Source organism: Rhizobium leguminosarum, assembly GCF_001679785.1.
Classification (GTDB): Bacteria; Pseudomonadota; Alphaproteobacteria; order Rhizobiales; family Rhizobiaceae; genus Rhizobium; species Rhizobium leguminosarum_R.
Window position 1 is genome coordinate 430,199 of the sequence record NZ_CP016289.1, and the last position, 21,753, is coordinate 451,951.

Here is a 21,753-nt window from a genome sequence, read left to right on the forward strand (position 1 = left end):
GCATCTTCGACTGGAAGCTGCTCATAGGGAACTCCATGAAGCAACGCCCGGACTGACTGTGCGGCAATCGCCCTGAATTGGGGCTTTACCCATTTCGGCCGTTTTTCCTGTAATCGCCCGAAAAGCGGCCCTGATGGGTGAACCCCCACTTCTGCGCTATAGCGGCGACGGTCGTCGCCGAATTTGCCATGATGAGATCCCGATGCACGGCCTCCAGGCGCAGATTGGCCAGATAGGCCATGGGGGACATGCCCTTGAACCGCTTGAAGCCTTCCTGCAGCGATCTAATGCCGACCTGGGAAGCCTGCGCTATGTCGCTAATTGAGATCGACTGCGAGAGATTGGCCTGCATGAAATCGATGGCACGCCGGATATGCCGGGGAGATGGCAACGTCGGCTGCCGCGCCAGCGCGCCTGAAAAACGATGCGGCACGTTTTCAAGAGAGCTGGCTCGGGAAATCTGAACAGCCAGGATAAGTGGAATTTCTGCCTGACTTCGGCTTAGATGCCGGGAACAGGAGATACCATGACGAGACGACCGCGCCGGAACCATAGCCCGGCTTTCAAGGCAAAGGTGGCGCTCGCCGCGATCAGGGGCGAACAGACGCTGGTGGAACTGTCCCAGCAGTTCGACGTGCACGCCAATCAGATCAAGCAGTGGAAAGACCAGCTCCTTGAGGGGGCGACGGGCGTTTTCGGCGATGAAGCCAAGGCGGAGCCGGCGGGTCCAACCGTCGATGTCAAAACGCTGCACGCCAAGATCGGCGAACTGACGCTGGAGAACGATTTTTTGTCCGGTGCGCTCGGAAAGGCGGGATTGCCGGGCGGAAAGAAATGATCGACCGCGAGCACAAACTGTCGGTCGTGCGCCAGGCGAAGCTTCTCGGCTTCAGCCGTGGCAGCGTCTATTATTCTCCACGTCCCGTGTCGGACGTCGATCTGGCTTTGATGCGCCGGATCGACGAACTGCATCTCGATTACCCGTTTGCCGGAAGCCGGATGTTGCAAGGGCTTTTGAAGGCAGAAGGGCTGCAAACCGGACGGCTGCACGTCGCCACCCTGATGAAGAAGATGGGCATCGAGGCGATTTACCGTCGCCCGAACACCTCGAAACCGGCACCAGGACACAAGGTCTATCCCTATCTCCTTCGCAAGCTGGCGGTCACCAGACCCAATCAGGTCTGGGCGATGGACCTGACCTACATTCCGATGGCACGGGGCTTCGTCTATCTCTGCGCTGTCGTGGACTGGTTCAGCCGGAAGGTCCTATCGTGGCGGCTGTCGATCACGATGGAAGCAGCCTTCTGCATAGAAGCGGTCGAAGAAGCGCTTGCCCGCTATGGCAAGCCCGACATCTTCAACACCGATCAGGGGTCGCAGTTCACCTCCGTCGACTTCACCGCCGTTCTGAAGAACGCCGACATCGCCATCTCCATGGATGGCAAAGGCGCGTGGCGAGACAATGTCTTCGTCGAACGGCTCTGGCGGTCGATCAAATACGAGGAGATCTATCTCCACGCCTACAAGAGCGTTTCCGAGGCCCGCGCTGCCATCGGCCGATATCTGAGCTTTTACAACACCCGACGCCCACATTCATCCCTTGACCGGCAGACGCCGGATCGGGCTTACTTCAATGCGCTGACGCCGATGATGGTGGCAGCATAATCGAGGCGGAAATCCACTTAGCAAAACGCCCGGAACTGTTCAGACAAACCGAGCCAGCTCTCAAGCAACAGGTGGATCAACCCCGTGGACAGGGAGGAAAGGGCCGCCGGTGATTGCAGCAGGGAGGCGTCGTCGTTCAATCCGGTCGCCAGGATTTTTGTTAACCGGGAAAAGGCCAGTCCGGCCTCAAGACACAGGTCGAATTCGAGCGCAAGGTCGATCGAGCCAGAGACGGGTTGCTCCAGCATCGCGGACAGTAGCCGGACAACCCCGCTCTGATCGATGATCAGCGAAAGATGCTCGCGATCGCCGTTGATCACAATATCAGACAGGCTGGTCATATCGATAATGGTGCCTTTGCCGGGTTCGGAAATATGGTGCCGATTGGACGACGATATCGTTGCCGCGCCCGAGAGTGGGACGTAGATCAGAAACTTGCTGTCTTCGGCCTTCTGGTGAAACGTCAATCCCCCCTGATATGCCGCGCGACCGACGCCAAGTGCCCCGGCGGCAACGAAATCATATTCGGCCGAAAATCCCGCATCGCGCAGGGCCTCGACCCTTCCTGGAGCCTTGCAACGGCTCAGTATCGCAGAAAATTCATCCGCGTTATTGCCCTTGAAGGTTAAGGACGAACCAGGTTTCTCGCGCTGCATTCCGGCGTTTCCCGAACTAGAATGAGATGAATGTCAAGCGAAGTGAATGAAGATGGAACTGACCCCCTTCATTGATTTGCTGTTTCGTTTGTCTCGAACGGCGCTTTTCGCGAAGCCTGTAGCTATCACCTCGGATGGTGATCACTGTCCAATGGTGCAGCAGGCGGTCCAATATTGCGGTGGCGACGACAGGGTCTCCGAAGACGCTCCCCCACTCTCCGACCGATCGATTTGAGGTAATCAGGATCGATCCCTTCTCGTAGCGGCGAGAGACCAGTTGGAAGAACAGGTGAGCCGCGTTCGCTTTTCCACAATGGCGACACCGACCCGCTCACAGCAGACAACGACCCAGGGGGCCGATGTATTCCGTCTTGAGGCCGTGACGTCGAACACTTCTCAGAAAATCGTTCGCGGCGATCAGGTTAAGATAAAGCTCGTCCTCGCCAGAGCCCACATTCATGGATTTCATCCAATATAACCCTTGCTGGGAAATGACCCGAAGCCGCCACTTGCCACCCTCCAGCCGACGTAGTTCGAAATCAACACCCTGATGCACCGATGCTGAGATACGGGCCGCAGTCCGGGCCGAACTTTGGGCGACATGCTTTTCGGGTTCTGAAGACATACCTATCCACCATTCAGACCAGATCAGAATTCGGAAACGGTCGGATGGCGCACGGCAAGAGCCAATCGTTTCGAACGCGGAAGTCCCAGCTTGAGATAGCCAGAACCGCCAACCCCACGCCAGATGGTGCAAGGTCAACGGCTAACGACGGAGGGAAGAGGGAAGGAATGATCCATGATGTCGCGATAGCAAGCATACCGGGGAAGAGGGCCGTCTGCGTCCACCAACGTTGTTCACTCATCGTAACCTCCATGTGAAGCAACGGCAGGAGGCCAAGGCCGTTCGCCGCGTGTGATGATCACCGACAAGCTTCGATCCTACGGTGCGGCGAAGCGGGAGATCATGCCAGGCGTCGAGCATCGCTCGCACAAGAGCCAACAATCGGGCGGAGAACTCTCATCAACCCGTCCGACGGCGGGAGAGGATCATGAAGCGCTTCAAAGTCAGCGCGACATTTTCAGCGTTTCGTTTCCGTACACGACCCGATCGCCAACCTCTTTAACGTTCCCCGCCACGATATTCCATCCACCTACCATCGACAATTGCGAGCAACGGCCATGCAAGCATGGCGCCAAATCGCGCCCCTTCATGCCGAATGAACCAAAGCCTCACTCCCAGATCTTGTTTTCACAGCGTTAAGTTTACGGTGCCTCTTTGGTTCCTCGGTCAAGATTGATGTGTGAGTGAAGGAGTGCCACTTATCAGCAACAACAGGCACTCCCATGCAATTCCGCCCTGACGGGCGGAGCTGAAGCCAATTCACCTTGCCATCAAGCTCCCTTTCCGCTGATTTTCAGTTTTCACGCCAGGACGGATCCAATCGTTTGGACCGCTTCTTGGCCCAGCTCCAACTGAGGCGAGTGTTATTGAAGACACCAATTCAGCTATAATCATTTCTGGGTGAGGTAAATGAGTAGATTTACTCTAAGCGCTCATTTCCATGCGCATTGACGCGGCCAGTTTGACGTTGGTCGCTGTCAGACGGTCGCATCGGTTCAGGCAGCGGCGGGTTTGGTGAAGTTGAAGGGGCAGCAGATCGGTGATGTCGGCATCTGCTGCGCGCTGGGGCAACTCGCCGAGAAGATGGCGCAAGTAGGCCAAGGGTTCGATGCCGCAGGCTCGGCATGTCAGCATGAGGGCGTGTCGCAAAGCGGTCGGCCGAACGCGTTGAGCTGAAATACATTCTGCTCTTCACGCCTTATTAACCTTTTGAAGTCCGAAGAGACGCGCGAGCAGATCGTTCTGATCATTGACGGTCCACTCTCCGGAGAAGCCAAACCCTTTTCGCAGCCACAGCATCGCTTCGAACCCTGCGATAATTCGATCGCGCGGTTTTGAAGGATTGGAAACCGCCGATCTTCGGCATGTTCTTCTTCACGCGGAAATGGTCACTCTCAATGCCTTGTTGGAGATGTTTGGTGACATAATGAACCGGATCCGCATGCAGGTGCCCATCGTCGACTGACGTCTTGATCGCCGACGGAAAGGTGTTGGCGCCGTCCGTGCCGATCTTTGCCGGTGACAACAAAGGCTCGTCCTTCAGCATCTTGCGGAAGAAGCGCTTGGCGGCATCGAGATCGCGCTTTGCAGTCAGAAGGAAGTCGATTGAGTTTCCGTGCTTGTCGATGGCACGGTACAGGTAACGCCACTTGCCGCGGATCTTGACGTAGGTCTCGTCGATCGTGACCGAACCACAATGCGGGCGCCGAAACTGGCGCAGCCGCTTCTCGATCATCGGAGCATAGGCAAGTACCCAGCGGTTAATCGTGCTGTGGTCCACTTCGAAGCCGCGCTCTTGGAACATCTCCTCAAGGTCTCGGTAGCTGAGCGGATACCGCAGATACCAGGCCACCGCCTGCACGATGAGCCATGCCTCGAAATGCCGCCCTTTGAAATCATCTTTCGACCGGCGCTTCAGCTTCTCGGCAATGGTATTCAGAATCACAGGCTCGCTCCACAAATTCGAAGCGAGAATTTCTCCGGCGAGCGTCAACAGACGGTGAACTAAGAAAATTTGCGACAGGCCCTTCGAGCGCGTTGCATGAAAAATGCAGTGGATAGGGTTACCTCGTCCAAAGTCTGATGCATGCAACAGTGCTATGTTTCACGAGGTTCCGGTGCGACGGTCGAGGGCTTTGCTCATCACCTTCGAAGCTGAGGGCCTGGCAGCATATGATTTCCTGTCGCGCATGGGAGGGCCTTTGAATGCAGTTAGCATGGCAATACTCAACGCATTCTCCGACTGGCGACCATTATCAAGCGGCGTCGGCGAATTGAGCCGCGATCTCGGCAGCTACCCGAGCGTGGCCGGGGAAGTCATCCGGCTGCTTGACTACGGTTTCCTGATCGTCGCCGGAACTGCGCTTGGAGACCGGAACGACAAGTATGATCGGGAATGGCCCTGGGGGGTGACAGCCGGCCTCTATCACTTTTCGATCAAATACACCCAATATCTCGATGCAGGCAGCAGCATCGCTGCGATGACAGAACGGGTGCTAAATGTGCCGCCGGTTTCCCTTTTCACCACCAATGCCGATGCCGCCACCGCGCGACGATGGATGTTTCGGCGTGATGAAGCGTCGGCGCAGCTATCGTGGCTTTGACGGGAGCGCCGCGGAAGCGATCACCAAGGAACAGTTGCGCGACTGCCTGTTCTCCGGCCTCGGCATTGTGGGACTGGCGAGGACCGATCTGGGGGAGCTGCCGCTTAAGACGACGCCGTCGGGGGGCGCCAGAAATCCCTATGAAGCCTATGTACTTGCCTACAATGTCCAGGATCTTCCGAACGGCCTCTATCACTACTCGGCCCTGGAAAATTCGCTCGCTTACATGCCTTGCGACACGCTTCCCTCGGCAGAGACCGTTCTTGGTGGTCAGGACTGGTTTTCCGGTGCGTCAGCCCTGATCCTACTGGTGGCAAATTTTGCGAGGACGGCATGGAAGTACCGGCATCCCACCATCGAGGCGGGGCACATTGCGCAAAACATGTTGCTGGCGGCGACTGCCAACGGCCTCGTTGCCACGCCCACTTGCGCATTGAACGATAACGTCATCGAGACCATGCTCGACATCGATCCAGTCATGCAATCGCCAATCTATGCGGTGGCGGTCGGCACCCGTTCGGAAACCGCAACAATTGCCGATTTGGTCGACTGGTCAGCCGTGGAACACCAGCAATGAGCATGGCGGGCGACCTGGATCCATGGCAGGTGAGCAGTGAACTGCGGGTCGATATTTTTCTGAGCCAGCCGAGGGAAGCAAGCGTCAGGCTGTGGAATGCGGCCCGTGACGTTCTGAACGAGGAGGAGCGCCAGCGTGCCCGACGCTTTGTCTTCGACCGCGACCGCGACATGTACGTCTTCAGCCATGGCCTGCTCAGGCTGTTGCTTGCCCGCTATATGGTCGCTGATCCGCGTGAACTGACTTTTGCTTCTGCACCGGGGGACGGCCCGAACTCGTCTCGCCGTCCTCTGCTCCGATCCGCTTCAACCTGTCTCATACCGATGGATTGGTGGGCTGCATCCTCACGCAAAAAGCCGATTGCGGCCTGGATGTCGAGCAGATCGGCAGGGTCGACTACCGGCATCTGGTGCCGACTGCGCTTGCTCCAGAGGAGCGTTCGGCGCTGCTGGGGCTGGCGGAAGCGGATCGACCGGATCGCTTTTGTGAGATCTGGACACTGAAGGAAGCTTATCTCAAGGGGCGAGGGCTGGGCATATCCTATCCCATCCGTAATATCTCGTTTTCCGGTTTCGACGGTAATCGCCGATGTCGCGTCGTCGGTGACGAACGAGATGACGGCAGCACATGGCACTTCTGGAGCAGGACGTTTGCGGGTGCATATTCTGCCGCGGCGGCTGTGCGAACGCAGCGCGACGACGTAAAATTCTCCGCGACCTTTATCGAAGACCTCCCGTGAGTGCGGCCGGAAGGCTGGCCTTCGGGCGCGAAGCGACGACCACGGGCTCCGCGCCGGCGCTGGATTGAAGCCGTCGACTCCGCACGCCACTCGGTTACGATCAGCGTTAGGCCGGCATCAGATCGCGAACCACTGCCGTCGTGCATCATCGGGCCGTGACACCAAAAACGAAGGTGTTCTGAACATGGAACATTATGGGTACTTCACGCTTTCATTGCTGAGTGAGTGAGGTAACCAAAACGGCTGGAATCGCAAATGCGTAGCCCGCATAGCTGTTGCCAATAAAGCCGTTGTTCCATTGGCGGTCGGGATAGAACTTCGCACGCTCATCACGAGGTGCAAACACCATCGAACGCGCAGTCGCGTTGGTTCTGTCGCAAAACTTTTCACCGGGTTTGCAACCAGTATGGTAGGCGTAGATCCGGGTTGGAGATGAGCAGGCAGATTGAGTTTCCCGATCATGGTCGATTTCAAAGGCAGTCATTACCCGAAAGACGTGATTTTATACGCGGTATTTTTCTACGTGAGATATGCGGTCTCCTATCGTGATCTGGAAGAGATTATGGCCGAGCGCGGCGTTACCGTTGACCACGCGACGCTGAACAGATGGGTCGTGAAATATTCGCCCCTGATTGCCTGCCAGGCCCAGCGGCGCAAATCCGCAACCAGCAGCTCCTGGCGGATGGACGAGACCTCTATCCAGGTCAAAGGCAAGTGGACCTATTTCTATCGGGCTGTCGACAAATTCGGCAAAACCCTTGATTTCATGCTGTCTGAGCACCGCGATGAGGCCGCGGCCAGCGCTTTCTTCGCCCGCACGATTAAGACCAATGGCTGGCCCGAAAAGGTCGTCATCGACAAGAGCGGCGCGAACCTGGCAGGATTGCAAAACATCAACTGGCTGCTGCTGTTGTTGTATGGATGGTTCTGGCTGATCGAGATCCTGCAGGTCAAATACCTCAACAACACGATTGAGCAGGACCACCGGTTTATCAAGAAGCTGACCCGCCCCATGAAGGGCTTCAAATCCTTTCAGTCTGCGTCAGCAACACTGTACGCATCCGAGTTGGGCCGCATTGTGGAGTGAGTGAGAGTGTGGATGCTCTGTCTATATAGACGGCAATATAGACGGTGCTTCACACATGGACTTGATGAATGATCTCACCGGGCATTTTAGCCGGATGGAGATTGTCGATAGCGGGCGTCGCCGGCGTTTCACGGATGAAGGGAAGCTAGCGATTGTGGCTGAGAGTTATAACGGCCCGCGGCAGGTGACGGCCACGGCGCAGCGTCATGGGATCACGCGCTGGCAGTTGAATGCCTGGCGCAGGGCCGCCCGGGAAGGACGGCTTGTCCACCGCTCGACAAACGGGTTTGTTCCAGCGATCGTCGTTGCCGAGCCGGTTGTTGCGAACACGCCACCTGCGGCGACTGTCGCTGTGCCGCCGCCTGTCAGCGACCACGGTCGCATGGAGGTGGTGAGTGCGAACGACCGGCGTGTGATCGTCGGTCGGGATGTCGACGTGGACGTCCTGCTGCGGATTATGCGGGGTCTGGAGACGTTGCGATGAACCCGTTTCCGATGGGAACGGGTGTCAAGGTTTGGTTGTCGACCGGACATACAGACATGCGGTGCGGCTTTCCTTCGCTAGCCCTTCGGGTGCAGGAAGTGTTGAAGCATGACCCGCTGGGCGGTCATCTGTTCTGCTTCCGGGGCCGCCGAGGTGATCTGGTAAAATTGATCTGGCATGATGGCCAGGGCGCATGCCTGTTCACGAAAAAATTGGAACGCGGCCGGTTTATCTGGCCGAATGTAGAGGGCGGCGCGGTGGCAATCACGCCGGCGCAGCTTTCTTATTTGCTGTCCGGAATTGACTGGCGAGCCCCTCAGGAAACCTGGCGCCCGACGCGGGTTTGAACGTCTTTTGCATTGAATTTGTTGGATAAATATGCTTCTATGACAGCATGTCGTTACCGCCTCTCTCACTGCCGGACGATCTTGCCAGCGCCCACGCCGCGTTGCTGGCGGAACGCGAGGCGCGGATACGCGCTGAGGCTGAAGCGAGCAGTGCAAAAGCAAAACTTTCCGGCATTGAGGCGCTCAACGCCCATCTGCAATTGCTGATCGCCAAGTTGGAGCGCGACAAACACGGTCCGAGCCGGGAGCGCACCCAGCGGCTGATCGACCAGATGGAATTGCAGCTTGAGGAACTGGTCGCTGATGCGACCGAGGATGAGCTTGCGTCAGAGGCGGCCTCAGCGAAAACACAGACCGTTCGTGCCTTCACCCGCAAGCGCCCGGTGCGCAAACCCTGGCCAGAAAATATTGAGCGCGAACGTCTCGTCGTCGACGCGCCGACCGCCTGCACCCATTGTGGCAGCGAGCGTCTGTCGAAGCTTGGTGAGGATACTACCGAGACGCTGGAGGAGGTCCCGCGCCGCTTCAAGATCGTCGAAACCGTCCGGGAGAAATTTACCTGCCGGGACTGTGGCTGCATCAGCCAGGCGCCGGCGCCTTTCCATGCCACGTCGCGCGGCTTCCTTGGCCCCAACCTTCTTTCCACGATCGTCTTCGACAAATTCTCCGAGCATCAGCCCCTGAACCGCCAAAGTCGCCGGTTCCGCAGCGAGGGGATTGATCTGTCAACCCAGACGCTCGCCGACCAGGTTGGCTACGTCAGCGCCGCCGTCAAGCCACTCTTCGATATGATCGAAACCCACGTGTTTGCGGCCGAGCGCCTCCACGGCGATGACACCACCATCCCGATCCTGGCCAAGGGGCAGTGCATTACCGGCCGCATATGGACTTACGTTTGCGACGACCGGCCATTTGGCGGGCAGTCGCCGCCGGCTGCCGTCTTCTACGCCTCCAGCGACCGGCGTGGCGAACATCCGCAACGACATTTGGCCGAGTTCACCGGCATCCTGCAGGCCGATTGCTACAATGGCTTCAATCCGCTCTTCGACCGGAGCAGGAAACAAATCCCGGTAACGCCAGCCTTCTGTTTTGCCCATGCGCGGCGAAAGTTCTTCGAGCTGGCCGATGTCTCTCGCAGTGCCCGGCGGGGCAAGGGCTTGAGGCCTGTCTCTGCGACGGCGCTGGAAGCGGTCAAACGCATCGATGCGCTGTTTGACATCGAGCGCGACATCAACGGCAAAAGCGCCGAAGAGCGCCTTGCCGTGCGCCAGGAAAAGAGCAAGCCGCTGCTCGACGAACTGGAGGCTTGGTTCAGGCTGGAACTCGAAGGCCTGTCGCGATCCTCACCGGTGATTGAACCCATCAACTATATGCTGTCGCGCTGGGCCGACTTTGCCAGATACGCCGACGACGGCAGGATCTGCATGACGAATAACGCGGCGGAAAGAGCCCTGCGCGGGGTTGCATGTGGAAGAAAAAACTGGAGCTTCGCCGGATCCGAGCGGGGCGCCGACCGGGCGGCCATCATGCTGACCCTTATTACGACGGCCCGCCTCAACGACATCGACCCGAAGGCTTGGCTCGCAGATGTGCTGACGCGCATCGCAGATCTTCCCGTCTCCCGCCTGCGTGAGCTCTTGCCTTGGGAATGGAAGAGGATCAAGGCGGTGGCGATATCGGTTGCCGCGTAAACAGGGCGTTGTTGCGCGGATCACCCGGCGACTGATATTGGGCTTTGGTTTTCAGTCTCCTGATCGGGGTTTTGATGATGCCGCATAAGTTCAATGCCGACCGACGGGACAAGATAGCCAAGCAGAAGTTTAAGGTGACGAATTGGGCGGCCTATAATGAAAGCCTGCGTCAACGTGGTGATTTGACCGTGTGGGTGAGTGATGAGGCCCTTGCTTTATGGACGGCGCCGAGGCGGAGATCGCGGGGCGGTCAGCCGAAATACTCGGATCTGGCGATCACATTGTGCTTGACCCTACGCGTCGTCTACGGGCTGGCGCTACGCCAGACCCAAGGTCTGATGCGCAGCGTTGCGGCGCTGATGGAGTTCGATATTGCCGTGCCTGACTTCTCCACCCTGTCGCGCCGGAGCAAAGGGCTGGCGTTGCCGTCGACAAAGTCCGGAGCCAGAGCGTCCGGTCCTGTTTATCTGGTGGTCGATAGCACGGGGTTAAAAGTCTTCGGTGAGGGCGAGTGGCTGGAAAACAAGCACACAATCAAGGTGAAACGTAAAAGATGGCGCAAGCTTCACATTGGTCTTGATCTTGCTAGTGGTGAGATTGTCTGCGCGGATCTAACCACGGATGATGTTGGCGATCCGACCGCTTTGCCAGGTCTTCTGGATCAGATTGATGGCCCAGTTGCCAAGTTTATCGCTGATGGCGCCTATGACGGAGCGCCGACCCGTGATCTTCTGGAGACACGCTTCGGCGAGATCGTGGAGATCATTATCCCGCCTCCCAAGACAGCAGTTGAAAGTCCGCAATCGGCGTTCAATCCAACGGTACGGGACCGCCATATCGCCGAAATCGAAAACAAGGGCCGGATGGCTTGGCAGAAATCCACCGGCTATAACCAGCGCAGCCGGGTGGAGACCCAGATGGGTAGATGGAAGACGGTCATTGGGCCAAAACTCAAAGCGAGGAACTTCGACAATCAGAAAACAGAAGCCAAGATCGGCGTCCACGTTCTCAACCGGATGACTGAACTTGGCCGTCCAGAATTCCGGCGTGTTGTATGAAAAATCCCAAGGGTGGGGTTATCTCGTACAGAATCTGATCCCTGCAACACGTCCGGAATTTTACCTGCAACGCAAATCCTTCCCGGCTCACCGTGGATGGTTCCCGTCGAAGCATTATCCTCGGAAGCCGTCCGGATAGGGGTGCAGGGTGTCATCGATCGACGCCCGAAGTTTTATGAAGATTATCAATACGATAAAGTCGTCCGGTTGCCCGGAATCTGATGGAGGGATGCATTATGAAGCGCACTGTGCGGACCGGTTGAAGCTGATCTACTGGGATGGCAGCGGTCTGGTGATGGCATACAACGATCAGCGTTCATACTACACCTCTTTCCTCGCCAGTTGATGTTCTTGGCTCAGTTTGCGTTTGTTGGCGCGCAGCAGTCCGATCTTGGAGTTGGTTCCAACGGCTGCATTGCTTTTGCGGCAAGTCTCCATCGGGGATTTCGTACAGGCTGTAGTGCCCGTTGTAGGCATGTCTGGCAATGAGGCCATACTTGGCCCATCTTGCGACGGTTTGCTCACTGATGTTGAGGTGCACTGCCGCTTCCTGTCTCGTCAGCATTCCTCGCTGCCGCAGCCGATCATATCGTGATTGCAGCTTATATTCGTGGATGAGATAGGCGACTTTGAGAGGTGTAAAGCGGGCATCATGGCAGCCGCGACGTGCTGTTCCACCTGGGCGATGACCCTGCTCGTTCAGGATCTCGGCGATCTCTGGATAAATGTAATCATCGAGAAGCTTATCGATCAGTTCAACGATATTGGGCTTTGTCTTGATCTGCTGAGCGGAGGACTGTGGGTTCATGGTGGTGAGCGTCTGGATTTTGCCACCCTTGAAGCGAACGTGAAGCTTGGTGGTTCCTTCCGCCGGCAGCTTTAAGAGCGTGACGTCCTCGATGATGTGGGCCAGCAGTCGCTTGCGTTCGCGACTTGGGGTATCTGGATCTTTCCAGAGTTCGTTGAAGTCGGCCGTCATCGCGACCAACCGCTCGTGGACAGCTTTATCGAGAATGAATTGATCGTGCTCTCGGCCACGTTCGCGTTCTTCGCGAGCATTGGCCAGTATGCGTAGCTTCTCGTTCCATTCACCTTCGAGCGTGTCGGCGACGAGGCGGTTATTGGGATCGACCAGCATGAAGCGGCGCTGGGCGAGATCGGCTTCCGTTTGGGCGCGTTCGATCGCGCGACAGCGCAGCCGGTCTGCTTCTTCATGGCGAGCTTGGATCTCCTTGCGGACGTCGAGTGCCAGTTCGACGGCCGCTGGCGTCATCTGCTCGGCAATCAGCATGCCGATGGCTTCATCGACGGGTGGCCCGGCAATCGACTGACACATGGGCTCCCCACGATAGATATGGTCACGATTACAAATGTACCAGGCTTCCTGCCGGCCACGCCGGGCCGCATAGCGAACCCTAAGATGGTTGCCGCATTGCCCACACACTGCCCGGCCTTGCAGTAGCGCCGGGCCCTCCCTTGGGATTGACGCTCGTGCCGCTTCAAATCCACGGCCGTTCGCCTTGAGAATCTTCAGGTTCTCCTGGTGTCGCTCCCAACTGATATAACCGGGGTGGGCATCGGGCATGCAGGCCGGCCAGTCATCAATGTCGCGCGCACGCAAAGTCTTCTTGCCGTCGATGGTACGTCGAAACTGTCGTCGGCCATAGGTATAGGCGCCAGCGTAGCGCGGATTGTTCAGGACACGCATCGCCGTCGACGCGGTCAGCGGCCGAAACAGCGTGTCGCCGTTGTGTAGGCGCGACGGAAACAATAGGCCTTCATTGCGAAAGACCTTGACGGTCTGGGAGGCGGACTCGAGGCGAGAGAACATCTCAAAGAAATGAATGATCGTTTCTCTGACTTGCATGTCTGGATCAAGCGTCACATGACCGAAATGGTCATAGACCAGCCCGGTCGGCAGCAGGCAACGAAACTCGCCGCGCCGCACCTTATTGAGAATGCCGCCGCGTAGCCGGGCCTTGATCACATGCAGTTCGGCCTCACTCATCGTTCCCTTAAGGCCGAGCAGGAGCCGGTCGTTGAAACTTGCCGGATCATAGACGCCGTCTTCGTCCAGGATCAGTGTATCGGCAAGGGCGCAAATCTCTAGCAATCGCTGCCAGTCGGCATTGTTACGCGCGAGACGAGAGACCTCCAGGCCCATGACGATCCCGGCATGCCCCATGCCGACGTCGCTGACCAGGCGCTGGAACCCTTCACGCCAGGCGGCCGATGCACCGGACTCTCCTTGATCGTTGTCGATGACGATAATCTGCTCGTCGCGCCATCCGAGGGCGACAGCACGCCCCCGAAGGGCGTTGTTGCGCGGATCACCCGGCGACTGATATTGGGCTTTGGTTTTCAGTCTCCTGATCGGGGTTTTGATGATGCCGCATAAGTTCAATGCCGACCGACGGGACAAGATAGCCAAGCAGAAGTTTAAGGTGACGAATTGGGCGGCCTATAATGAAAGCCTGCGTCAACGTGGTGATTTGACCGTGTGGGTGAGTGATGAGGCCCTTGCTTTATGGACGGCGCCGAGGCGGAGATCGCGGGGCGGTCAGCCGAAATACTCGGATCTGGCGATCACATTGTGCTTGACCCTACGCGTCGTCTACGGGCTGGCGCTACGCCAGACCCAAGGTCTGATGCGCAGCGTTGCGGCGCTGATGGAGTTCGATATTGCCGTGCCTGACTTCTCCACCCTGTCGCGCCGGAGCAAAGGGCTGGCGTTGCCGTCGACAAAGTCCGGAGCCAGAGCGTCCGGTCCTGTTTATCTGGTGGTCGATAGCACGGGGTTAAAAGTCTTCGGTGAGGGCGAGTGGCTGGAAAACAAGCACACAATCAAGGTGAAACGTAAAAGATGGCGCAAGCTTCACATTGGTCTTGATCTTGCTAGTGGTGAGATTGTCTGCGCGGATCTAACCACGGATGATGTTGGCGATCCGACCGCTTTGCCAGGTCTTCTGGATCAGATTGATGGCCCAGTTGCCAAGTTTATCGCTGATGGCGCCTATGACGGAGCGCCGACCCGTGATCTTCTGGAGACACGCTTCGGCGAGATCGTGGAGATCATTATCCCGCCTCCCAAGACAGCAGTTGAAAGTCCGCAATCGGCGTTCAATCCAACGGTACGGGACCGCCATATCGCCGAAATCGAAAACAAGGGCCGGATGGCTTGGCAGAAATCCACCGGCTATAACCAGCGCAGCCGGGTGGAGACCCAGATGGGTAGATGGAAGACGGTCATTGGGCCAAAACTCAAAGCGAGGAACTTCGACAATCAGAAAACAGAAGCCAAGATCGGCGTCCACGTTCTCAACCGGATGACTGAACTTGGCCGTCCAGAATTGCGGCGTGTTGTATGAAAAATCCCAAGGGTGGGGTTATCTCGTACAGAATCTGATCCCTGCAACACGTCCGCTCGTACCTGAAGACGGCGACCTGCTGAACGGCGAATTGCTCGAAGGCGTCAAATCGCCGACGCAGGGCGCCGAGGACTGGCTGACCTTTGAGCGCCAACGGGTCGACGAGTTGCGCTCCGCCCATCTCGCCCGGCTGATCGAGACATCGGAAGACAGATCGGATGAAGAGCAGGTCACGCTTGCCAGGCGCCTGCTGGAACTCGATTCTGCCAGTGAGACGGCCTATCGCGCCTTGATGCGCACCTATGTCAGGATGAACGATCCGGCAGCGGCGCGTCAGGCCTATCTGAAGTGTAAGAGCCAGCTGAAAGACGACTTCGACACCGAGCCGGAAGAAAGCACCACCGCTCTTGCCCGCGAACTTAACCTGGTGCCGGCAGCACAGGCGACGTCGGGACATCCTCAGTCGGCGCCTAACCTTTCCGTCGGTCCGCTTGGTCAGCCGCGTATCATCATCCTGCCGCCGGAAAGCATCTTCACCGATCCGCTGATGGAGCGCGTCGGCAGGGCCCTTCTCGAAGACGTCACCATCGGCCTCAGCCAGCAGCGTGGCTTCAAGGTGATCGCGGCGCATACGAGCCTGGAAATCCTCAGCCGTTCGATCGATCCGTCGCGTGCCGTGCCCGGTCCGCTCGACCTCAGCTTCGACTATGCGGTCTACGTCACCATCCAGGGCCGCGACGAGGATGTCTACGCGACCTGCCGGCTGACGCGGACGACGACTTCGGAGGTGATCTGGGCCATCGAACTGCCGCTGGTCATGCAGAAGATCAGCGAATCCTTCGCGCATCTGACGCGGCGGATCGTCTCCTCGCTTGCCGACACGATCGAGCGTTACGAACTGGCGATACCGATCGGCGAGGCGCCGCCGTCCGCCTACCGTCTCTACCTGGAAGGCAAGCGGCTGATCGCCCAGACCGACCTGCAGCATCTGCGCCAGGCGCGCAAATGGTTCAAATCCTCGCTCAATCGTTATGAACATTTCTCCGCCGCCCATGCCGGCATGTCACGCGCGCTCGGCATGGAATGGCTGATCCGCGGCATGCGGGACAAGGAACTGCTGGACGAGGCGAACGGTGCTGCCCGGCAGGCGCAGCAGTCCGACCCGAACAGCGGCCGGGCCTACCGCGAACTCGGCTTCGTGGCGCTTTATCGGCGCCGCTTCGACGAAAGCCTGGAATATTTTCAGCAAGCCCAGGATCTCAATCCCAACGATGCCGACATCCTGGCCGACTATGCCGACGCGCTTTCCCATGATGGCGATTTCGATCGAGCGCTGGAGCTCAGCCGCGCTGCCTTCAAACTCAATCCGCTGCCGCCGGACTACTACTACTGGAACCTCGGCGGCATCCACTTCATGCGCGAAGAGTATGAAATGGCGATCGAGGCGCTGGAACCGGTGAAGACGAAGCAGGCGACGGCCCGCCTGCTCGCCGCCTCGCATGCCATGGCAGGCGACACCGGCAAGGCCAGGAACTACGCCAGGATGGTGCTGGAAAACTTCCCCGATTTCCGCAGTGAGGACATCCGCCATTTCGTCCCCGATCGCGATCCCGCCTATACGGAACCGCTGATACAGGGCCTGCAACTTGCCGGTCTTCCCTGATTGCACGGCCTTTTAACGAAGCCTGTAACGCTTAAATGACGCAGGCAATGTTTCTTTCCGATGGTTAACGGCAGCAAGGCGCTGCCTGACCAATCGGAGATGAAACATGAAGACGAATGCTGACACCACTGCAGCTCAGACACAGTCACTGCGCTTCTCTGCAGCCGCCAGAGCGGCTCTGAAGCAGGACGAACTCAACGTTTCCGCCAATGCGCTCGAGAGCCTGACGCATGCGCTGAGGTTCCGCTAAGGAACAGATCGGTATGTCCGCTTTCACCGACCTTGAAACGCTTGCCGGTGACCTTAAACGATCATCGGCCGGCGTCAGCGACTATCATGACCGCGCCGTCACGCCGGCTCAGACCTTGGGGGCCATCAGGCCGCATCTGCGCGAATTCGGCATTACGCGCGTCGGTCTGCTGACCGCGCTCGACGTTCTGAACATCCCCGTCGCCTTCGCAACGAGGCCGAACAGTCATACGCTGTCGGTCTTTCAGGGCAAGGGTATCGACAACGATGCCGCCATGGCCTCGGCGGCGATGGAGGCGGTCGAGACGCGGATCGCCGAAATTACCCCCGCCGACCTGACGCAGGCGACGGTCGAGAGCATGCGGGCGGAGCGTGCCGCGATGATCGATCTCGACAATGTCGCACGCTGCGCGCCCGACGAAATCGGCAGCAATCCCATTCCGTGGTGCTCCGGGCTCGACATTCTTTCCGGCAGCAGCGTCTTCGTGCCCTGGTGGCTCATCGGTCTCGACCATCGCGGCGAGAGGCCGCCGGGCTTCGAGCAGTCGAGCGATGGGCTTGCCTCCGGCAACACGCCGTCCGAAGCAGTCCTGCATGGGCTTTGCGAGTTGGTGGAGCGCGACGCCTGGGCCTTGACCCAGCTGAAATCGCCCGAGCGCCTGAAGGAGAGCCGCATCGACCCCGCCTCCTTCGGCGATGCGGTCATCGACGTCATGATCGACCGGATCACCCGCGCCGGCATGAAACTGCTGCTGCTCGACATGACGACGGATATCGGCGTTCCCGCTTTTCTGGCCGTCATCATGCCAGGCAACCTTTCCGACCGTGTCGACGCGCGCTGGTCGCATGTCTGCGGTGGCTGCGGCTGCCATCCTGACCCTGTGCGCGCCGCGCTGCGCGCCATCACCGAAGCGGCGCAGAGCCGGCTGACCGCGATTGCCGGCAGCCGCGACGATTTCTCGCCGCGCATCTATCAGCGGCTCGACAGGAGTGCGGCGATGCAGCAGGTGGTCGAACTCTGCGAGGACAGCGGCCGGATGCGCTCGTTCCAGGCCCGCGATCGCCGCCCGGCGACGATCCAGGACACCATCGGCCATATTGCCGACCGGCTGGCGGCAACCGGCATCGAGCAGATCGTCGTCGTGCCGTTTTCGCATCGAGCCCTGCCGATCTCGGTCGTCAGGGTGATCGTGCCGGGACTGGAGGTCGATATTTCAGGCCAATACATCCAGCTCGGCCTGCGGGCGGTCAACACCATGAGAGGAGCCGAATCATGAAGGTGCTGTTCGTCGGCCCAAGCCTTGGCAGCGATCTTGCCGCGGCAAGAGCCATGTCCCCCCGCATCGATTTCCGGCCGCCCGCCGCCGCCGGCGACATCCTGAAAGCCGTTCAGGACGGCGCCACCGCGATCGGCCTGGTCGACGGCTATTTCGGCGATCTGCCTTCGGTCTGGCACAAGGAAATCCTGTACGCACTCGAACACGATGTCGCCATTGCCGGCGGCGCCAGCATGGGGGCGCTACGGGCAGCCGAATGCGCCCCCTTCGGCATGGTCGGGCTCGGCTCGATCTTCGACGACTACGAGTCCGGGCGGCTGCTCGACGACGAGGCCGTCGCGCTGGTGCATGCGCCGCAGGAGCTCGGCTGGCTGCCGCTTTCCGTACCCTGGGTCGATTTCGAACCGACCATCGATGCGCTTTACGCCAACGGCGAAATCTCGCCCGGCGAGCGCAAGAAGCTGCTGCTGGCCGGCCGTTTCCTGCATTTCTCCGAGCGCACCTATGCGAAGGTGGCCGACGAGTGCCATTTCCGCAAGCCGCGCCGCGACCACATCCTCGCCGCCATCCGCGGGAACCGCGTCGAGCGCAAGCGCGGCGACGCGTTACTGGTGCTGAAATGGCTGCGCCGGGACAAATTCCGCCCTGTCAACCGTGACTGGCGCTTTGCCGCGACCTCGCACTGGGAACTCCTGCGCGCCGAAGTCACGCGCAATGCGGTTCCTGTAACGCTTGAATAACGGTCGCGGCGGAAGATGCAGTCATGATGGAATCGTAGGGTTCCACGACCAAAGAGGGCGGGAACGATGTTTGAACAACACCACGAAGGTACCGGCAGCGAATACGCAAGGATCTTCCGGCTGCTGTCGGCAGCCAAGGAGGAGGCTGAAAAGCTTCAGCTGCGCAATTTGATGCACCTGACGAACATGGCGCTGCTGCAGGTCGTCATCGATTGGGACGGCATAGATCCCGACAGGGAGCTTGACGTCAATCTCGAAAAGCTGGTTGGCAGCAAAGCCAAGATCGCAATGAAGGATGCCAGCGAGAATCTAATCCTGATCGATCGCCATTGATCTCGATCGATTGCTATTGATCTCGATCGATCGCCATTGATCCGATCGATCCTGGTTGACCCTCATTCGGTCCGTTTGGAGCGCGTGAAGGACAACCGGTCTATTCGGCCGCTTCGGTATCCAACTGTCCGGTGTTGGCAATCGCCTGGACGAGCTTCAGGATCTTCTTGCGAAGCGCCTCGTTCTTGATCGAAAAGAACGCCGCATTAAGAAGCACGCCTTCGCGCGAAATAACGAATTCCTCGCTCGGGGCGGCGTTGTCGTTGGCCGTATCAGGGGTCGACAGGTCGTCAAAAAACGTCCTGACATCCACCTTCAGCGCGCCGGCGATTTCGACCAGCATACTGGCGGAAACGCGGTTGGAACCCTTTTCGTATTTCTGGATCTGCTGGAACGTTACGCCCACACGATCACCCAGTTCCGTTTGAGAAACTTTCCTCAATAGACGCTGGATGCGGATCGTCTTTCCGACGTGAACATCGACGGAATGCGGTTCTTCTTTCATCTCATTTCCCTTCTGAAGGCAGCGGACAAGGGGTTATTCGCCATATCCGTGTCAACAACTTTTAGCCGAGATAAATAACGCTAGCAATTGCTTGCATGTAGATAGAGTTAAACTCGAAAATCGGGCCCTTTTTGTCCCGGAATGGTACAAAAAGCATGCCGAAATGGCACGCCCAGGAGACCGGTCGCTTTATTTTGTGACGTCAGAGCGACCAGAGGCGCTGTGCATTGGCGAAAAGCAGCTTCGAGCGCTCTGTCTCGCTCACGCCGGAAAGCATGGAGTAGGTCGCCGCAACCCAGGTAGAGAGGCCGCCACCGAGCGTGCAGACGGGCCAGTCGCTGCCCCAGACGACGCGGTCCCAGCCGAAACTTGCGATCACATGTTCGATGTAGGGCTGCAGCGTTTGCGCCGTCCATGTCTTGGCATCGGCATAGGCGACCACGCCGGAGACCTTGCAGACGACGTTCGGCCGCCGGGCAATCTCTGATATACCGGCCTTCCAGGGCTCAAAGGCATCCGAGCGGATGTCCGGCACGCCGCAATGGTCGAGCACGAACTGCACATCAGGCGCAAGATCCACGAGGGCGGTCACACGGTCCGCCTGATGCGGCAAGGTGCAAAGGTCGAAGGTCAGGCCACTGCCGCTAATGCGCCGGATGTTTTCGCGGAACAGGGCGCCTTCGGAGACATCATCGGGCACGACATGCAGCACGCGCCGGAACCCCTTGACGAAGGGATCGGCCTTTTGCCGCTCGAGATAGGCGGCGAAGCCTTCCTCTTCCGGCCGGCAGGAGACGATGGCGCCGGCAATCAGGCTGCCTTCCTTTTTGGCGAGGCTGGCGACGTGATCGGTCTCTGCCTGTATCGCAGCAGGATCGACGTCGACCTCCATATGCAGCACCGTGGTGATGCCGCAGCGCCGGGCCTCCCTCGCATAGGCCTCGTAGAGGAAATCATGATCGAGATCAGGCACGCCCGAGAGCCAGGGATAGGGCAGCGCCGACCGATCGATGATATGCAGATGGGTGTCGATGAACACGCTCTTCCTCCCAGAATGGTGTCGTGAAACTATCCCTGGTGAATGGATTGTTCAAATAGAAATTCCAGCCGTCAGGCGGGGGTGCCGACATCGGCGCCGGCCAGCAGCGAAAGCTGGGCCGCCGCCTTCTGCACCAGCGTGATCGCCTGGGTGATATCGGGAGCCGACGGCGCGTTGACGAGCGCGATGAAGGGGCAGGTGAGGGCGGCGATGCAGCGGCGGTCCGGCCCGAGAACGGGAGCGGAGAGATTGTAGACGCCTGAAGTCTGGGCGCTGGCCATCATCTCGTAACCGCGCTCGCGGATCTGGTCGAGACGATCGTAGAATTCGGGCCCGAGTTCGACATCCGCGCGGCTGCGCACATGTTCGGAGATCATCATCTCCCGCTCCTCCTCGCTGCGGAAGGCGAGCAGCACATGCCCCGAGCCGGTGTCGAAGAGGCTGATATGGGCGCCGATGCGGATCGAAAATCCCCAATAGTCCGGCGCCTCCTGCTGGGCGATGACGACGGCCGCACCCCGATCGAAGACGGCGAGATGATTGGCCTGGCGCGTGCGCTGGGCAAGGTCGCGCATCAGCGGCGTGGCGTAAGAAGCGAGCCGGCGCACCGGCGCGTGCAGCTGCGCAAGGCCGAAGAGCTTCAGCGTCAGCGAGTAGCGGTCGCCATCCAGCCGGGTGACGTAACCGCGGCGCACCAGCCGGTCGAGCATGCGGTAGAATTCGTTGGGGCTGCGGTCGAGCCGCTTGGCGATATCGGCCTGGGTGAGGCCGCTGTCGACGCCCGCGAGCAGCTCCAGAATATCGAGGCCCTTGTCGAGGGCAGGAGCGCGGTAGCGGTCGGACTCGTCGGTCTCCATTCCTTCCTCCTGTGAATATCAATCTGCATATACGCAGAACCGCAGCCGGAAAAGTAAAACTTCGCACTTGACCCTTGGCCAATCGTCTGTTTGTCTATAAACAGACAAATCATCACTGAAGAACAGGGCGGCGATAGGGGGAGACCATGCAGCGCGTGGGATTGGTCATCGGCCCTGGAGCCGGCGAAGT

21 protein-coding genes and 6 pseudogenes are annotated in these 21,753 nt (G+C 58.9%); 17 read left to right on the plus strand and 10 right to left on the minus strand.

Annotated features, from left to right (window positions below; all coding sequences use genetic code 11):
* Positions 1 to 85: 85 nt before the first annotated feature.
* Positions 86 to 442 (minus strand): annotated as a pseudogene (locus tag BA011_RS33560) (helix-turn-helix transcriptional regulator); the annotation flags it as partial.
* Between the two features lie 84 nt (positions 443 to 526).
* Here BA011_RS33560 and BA011_RS33570 point away from each other — a divergent pair.
* Positions 527 to 1,665 (plus strand): IS3 family transposase gene (locus BA011_RS33570; RefSeq protein ID WP_186806533.1). Its coding sequence is split into 2 segments (ribosomal slippage): positions 527 to 785 and positions 785 to 1,665, totalling 1,140 coding nucleotides; the frame shifts between segments, so codons are not numbered across the junction.
* Between the two features lie 17 nt (positions 1,666 to 1,682).
* On the opposite strand, the gene BA011_RS33575 is transcribed toward BA011_RS33570, so the two are convergent.
* From BA011_RS33575 to BA011_RS43120, 3 genes and pseudogenes are all read right to left on the minus strand, one after another.
* Positions 1,683 to 2,321, minus strand: coding sequence for a cupin domain-containing protein (locus tag BA011_RS33575; protein WP_237352794.1), 639 nt, complete (start codon positions 2,319 to 2,321; stop codon positions 1,683 to 1,685).
* A gap of 16 nt (positions 2,322 to 2,337) precedes the next feature.
* Positions 2,338 to 2,628, minus strand: a pseudogene (locus tag BA011_RS43115) (ATP-binding protein); the annotation flags it as partial.
* A gap of 24 nt (positions 2,629 to 2,652) precedes the next feature.
* Positions 2,653 to 2,946 (minus strand): hypothetical protein, encoded by a 294-nt coding sequence (locus BA011_RS43120; protein WP_065284789.1) that lies wholly within the window; start codon positions 2,944 to 2,946, stop codon positions 2,653 to 2,655.
* Positions 2,947 to 3,219: 273 nt separating this feature from the next.
* Between BA011_RS43120 and BA011_RS43125 the strand changes: the two are divergent.
* Positions 3,220 to 3,545 (plus strand): annotated as a pseudogene (locus BA011_RS43125) (DDE-type integrase/transposase/recombinase); the annotation flags it as partial.
* A gap of 396 nt (positions 3,546 to 3,941) precedes the next feature.
* On the opposite strand, the pseudogene BA011_RS46675 reads toward BA011_RS43125, so the two are convergent.
* Positions 3,942 to 4,083 (minus strand): annotated as a pseudogene (locus BA011_RS46675) (transposase domain-containing protein); the annotation flags it as partial.
* A gap of 54 nt (positions 4,084 to 4,137) precedes the next feature.
* Positions 4,138 to 4,891 (minus strand): annotated as a pseudogene (locus BA011_RS33590) (IS6 family transposase).
* A gap of 190 nt (positions 4,892 to 5,081) precedes the next feature.
* Between BA011_RS33590 and BA011_RS45555 the strand changes: the two are divergent.
* From BA011_RS45555 to BA011_RS33625, 8 genes are all read left to right on the plus strand, one after another.
* Positions 5,082 to 5,549, plus strand: a complete 468-nt coding sequence (locus BA011_RS45555) for a hypothetical protein (protein ID WP_237352795.1) — start codon at positions 5,082 to 5,084, stop codon at positions 5,547 to 5,549.
* Positions 5,518 to 6,126: a SagB family peptide dehydrogenase gene (locus BA011_RS33595; RefSeq protein ID WP_237352810.1), complete on the plus strand. Its 609-nt coding sequence runs from the start codon at positions 5,518 to 5,520 to the stop codon at positions 6,124 to 6,126. Before BA011_RS45555 ends, BA011_RS33595 begins: the two co-directional genes overlap by 32 nt.
* 331 nt (positions 6,127 to 6,457) lie before the next feature.
* The gene (locus BA011_RS45560; RefSeq protein WP_237352796.1) at positions 6,458 to 6,865 is read left to right on the plus strand and encodes a 4'-phosphopantetheinyl transferase family protein; all 408 of its coding nucleotides are present in this window, start codon (positions 6,458 to 6,460) and stop codon (positions 6,863 to 6,865) included.
* A 460-nt stretch (positions 6,866 to 7,325) separates the two neighbouring features.
* The gene (locus BA011_RS33605; protein WP_065284026.1) at positions 7,326 to 7,952 is read left to right on the plus strand and encodes an IS6 family transposase; all 627 of its coding nucleotides are present in this window, start codon (positions 7,326 to 7,328) and stop codon (positions 7,950 to 7,952) included.
* Between the two features lie 55 nt (positions 7,953 to 8,007).
* A complete protein-coding gene (tnpA, locus tag BA011_RS33610; protein WP_065282713.1) occupies positions 8,008 to 8,436 on the plus strand; it encodes an IS66-like element accessory protein TnpA in 429 nt (142 codons plus the stop codon).
* Positions 8,433 to 8,783, plus strand: coding sequence for an IS66 family insertion sequence element accessory protein TnpB (gene tnpB, locus BA011_RS33615; protein ID WP_064246224.1), 351 nt, complete (start codon positions 8,433 to 8,435; stop codon positions 8,781 to 8,783). The genes tnpA and tnpB overlap by 4 nt, the downstream gene beginning before the upstream one ends.
* 47 nt (positions 8,784 to 8,830) lie before the next feature.
* Positions 8,831 to 10,474, plus strand: coding sequence for an IS66 family transposase (gene tnpC, locus BA011_RS33620; protein ID WP_064246225.1), 1,644 nt, complete (start codon positions 8,831 to 8,833; stop codon positions 10,472 to 10,474).
* A gap of 77 nt (positions 10,475 to 10,551) precedes the next feature.
* Complete coding sequence (locus BA011_RS33625) at positions 10,552 to 11,532, plus strand: IS5 family transposase (RefSeq protein ID WP_065284172.1); 981 nt, start codon at positions 10,552 to 10,554, stop codon at positions 11,530 to 11,532.
* A 316-nt stretch (positions 11,533 to 11,848) separates the two neighbouring features.
* Here BA011_RS33625 and BA011_RS33630 read toward each other — a convergent pair whose 3' ends face one another.
* The gene (locus BA011_RS33630; RefSeq protein WP_237352811.1) at positions 11,849 to 13,804 is read right to left on the minus strand and encodes a recombinase family protein; all 1,956 of its coding nucleotides are present in this window, start codon (positions 13,802 to 13,804) and stop codon (positions 11,849 to 11,851) included.
* On the opposite strand from BA011_RS33630, the gene BA011_RS45565 reads away from it, so the two are divergent.
* The 7 genes and pseudogenes from BA011_RS45565 (at position 13,709) to BA011_RS33655 (ending at position 19,162) form a co-directional block, all read left to right on the plus strand.
* Complete coding sequence (locus BA011_RS45565; protein ID WP_237352814.1) at positions 13,709 to 13,930, plus strand: hypothetical protein; 222 nt, start codon at positions 13,709 to 13,711, stop codon at positions 13,928 to 13,930. The two genes, BA011_RS33630 and BA011_RS45565, sit on opposite strands and share 96 nt — an antisense overlap.
* Positions 13,920 to 14,900 (plus strand): IS5 family transposase, encoded by a 981-nt coding sequence (locus BA011_RS33635; protein ID WP_065284169.1) that lies wholly within the window; start codon positions 13,920 to 13,922, stop codon positions 14,898 to 14,900. The genes BA011_RS45565 and BA011_RS33635 overlap by 11 nt, the downstream gene beginning before the upstream one ends.
* A 52-nt stretch (positions 14,901 to 14,952) precedes the next feature.
* Positions 14,953 to 16,563, plus strand: a pseudogene (locus BA011_RS33640) (BTAD domain-containing putative transcriptional regulator); the annotation flags it as partial.
* 106 nt (positions 16,564 to 16,669) lie between these two features.
* Positions 16,670 to 16,813: a hypothetical protein gene (locus BA011_RS44605; protein WP_165504093.1), complete on the plus strand. Its 144-nt coding sequence runs from the start codon at positions 16,670 to 16,672 to the stop codon at positions 16,811 to 16,813.
* A 13-nt stretch (positions 16,814 to 16,826) separates the two neighbouring features.
* Complete coding sequence (locus BA011_RS33645; protein WP_065284027.1) at positions 16,827 to 18,089, plus strand: YcaO-like family protein; 1,263 nt, start codon at positions 16,827 to 16,829, stop codon at positions 18,087 to 18,089.
* Positions 18,086 to 18,829, plus strand: coding sequence for a TfuA-like protein (locus tag BA011_RS33650; protein ID WP_065284028.1), 744 nt, complete (start codon positions 18,086 to 18,088; stop codon positions 18,827 to 18,829). Before BA011_RS33645 ends, BA011_RS33650 begins: the two co-directional genes overlap by 4 nt.
* A gap of 66 nt (positions 18,830 to 18,895) precedes the next feature.
* Positions 18,896 to 19,162 carry a hypothetical protein gene (locus BA011_RS33655; protein WP_003548229.1) on the plus strand — a complete coding sequence of 89 codons (267 nt, stop codon included), beginning with the start codon at positions 18,896 to 18,898 and terminating at the stop codon, positions 19,160 to 19,162.
* Positions 19,163 to 19,262: 100 nt separating this feature from the next.
* Here the strand turns inward: BA011_RS33655 and BA011_RS33660 are convergent, their stop codons facing one another.
* The 3 genes from BA011_RS33660 to BA011_RS33670 form a co-directional block, all read right to left on the minus strand.
* A complete protein-coding gene (locus BA011_RS33660) occupies positions 19,263 to 19,667 on the minus strand; it encodes a helix-turn-helix domain-containing protein (RefSeq protein WP_025397650.1) in 405 nt (134 codons plus the stop codon).
* Positions 19,668 to 19,869: 202 nt separating this feature from the next.
* Entirely contained in the window at positions 19,870 to 20,706 is an 837-nt protein-coding gene (locus BA011_RS33665; protein ID WP_065284029.1) for an amidohydrolase family protein, read from the minus strand.
* 71 nt (positions 20,707 to 20,777) lie between these two features.
* The gene (locus BA011_RS33670; RefSeq protein WP_065284030.1) at positions 20,778 to 21,563 is read right to left on the minus strand and encodes an IclR family transcriptional regulator; all 786 of its coding nucleotides are present in this window, start codon (positions 21,561 to 21,563) and stop codon (positions 20,778 to 20,780) included.
* Between the last annotated feature and the right edge of the window lie 190 nt (positions 21,564 to 21,753).

Bases quoted from the DNA above. Each gene is read 5' to 3' on its own strand.
- BA011_RS33575 (WP_237352794.1), bottom strand. From the start codon at position 2,321: ATGCAGCGCGAGAAACCTGGTTCGTCCTTAACCTTCAAGGGCAATAAC.
- BA011_RS43120 (WP_065284789.1), bottom strand. From the start codon at position 2,946: ATGTCTTCAGAACCCGAAAAGCATGTCGCCCAAAGTTCGGCCCGGACT.
- BA011_RS33595 (WP_237352810.1), top strand. From the start codon at position 5,518: ATGAAGCGTCGGCGCAGCTATCGTGGCTTTGACGGGAGCGCCGCGGAA.
- BA011_RS33605 (WP_065284026.1), top strand. From the start codon at position 7,326: ATGGTCGATTTCAAAGGCAGTCATTACCCGAAAGACGTGATTTTATAC.
- tnpA (WP_065282713.1), top strand. From the start codon at position 8,008: ATGGACTTGATGAATGATCTCACCGGGCATTTTAGCCGGATGGAGATT.
- tnpB (WP_064246224.1), top strand. From the start codon at position 8,433: ATGAACCCGTTTCCGATGGGAACGGGTGTCAAGGTTTGGTTGTCGACC.
- tnpC (WP_064246225.1), top strand. From the start codon at position 8,831: ATGTCGTTACCGCCTCTCTCACTGCCGGACGATCTTGCCAGCGCCCAC.
- BA011_RS33625 (WP_065284172.1), top strand. From the start codon at position 10,552: ATGCCGCATAAGTTCAATGCCGACCGACGGGACAAGATAGCCAAGCAG.
- BA011_RS45565 (WP_237352814.1), top strand. From the start codon at position 13,709: ATGCCCCATGCCGACGTCGCTGACCAGGCGCTGGAACCCTTCACGCCA.
- BA011_RS33635 (WP_065284169.1), top strand. From the start codon at position 13,920: ATGCCGCATAAGTTCAATGCCGACCGACGGGACAAGATAGCCAAGCAG.
- BA011_RS44605 (WP_165504093.1), top strand. From the start codon at position 16,670: ATGAAGACGAATGCTGACACCACTGCAGCTCAGACACAGTCACTGCGC.
- BA011_RS33645 (WP_065284027.1), top strand. From the start codon at position 16,827: ATGTCCGCTTTCACCGACCTTGAAACGCTTGCCGGTGACCTTAAACGA.
- BA011_RS33650 (WP_065284028.1), top strand. From the start codon at position 18,086: ATGAAGGTGCTGTTCGTCGGCCCAAGCCTTGGCAGCGATCTTGCCGCG.
- BA011_RS33655 (WP_003548229.1), top strand. From the start codon at position 18,896: ATGTTTGAACAACACCACGAAGGTACCGGCAGCGAATACGCAAGGATC.
- BA011_RS33660 (WP_025397650.1), bottom strand. From the start codon at position 19,667: ATGAAAGAAGAACCGCATTCCGTCGATGTTCACGTCGGAAAGACGATC.
- BA011_RS33670 (WP_065284030.1), bottom strand. From the start codon at position 21,563: ATGGAGACCGACGAGTCCGACCGCTACCGCGCTCCTGCCCTCGACAAG.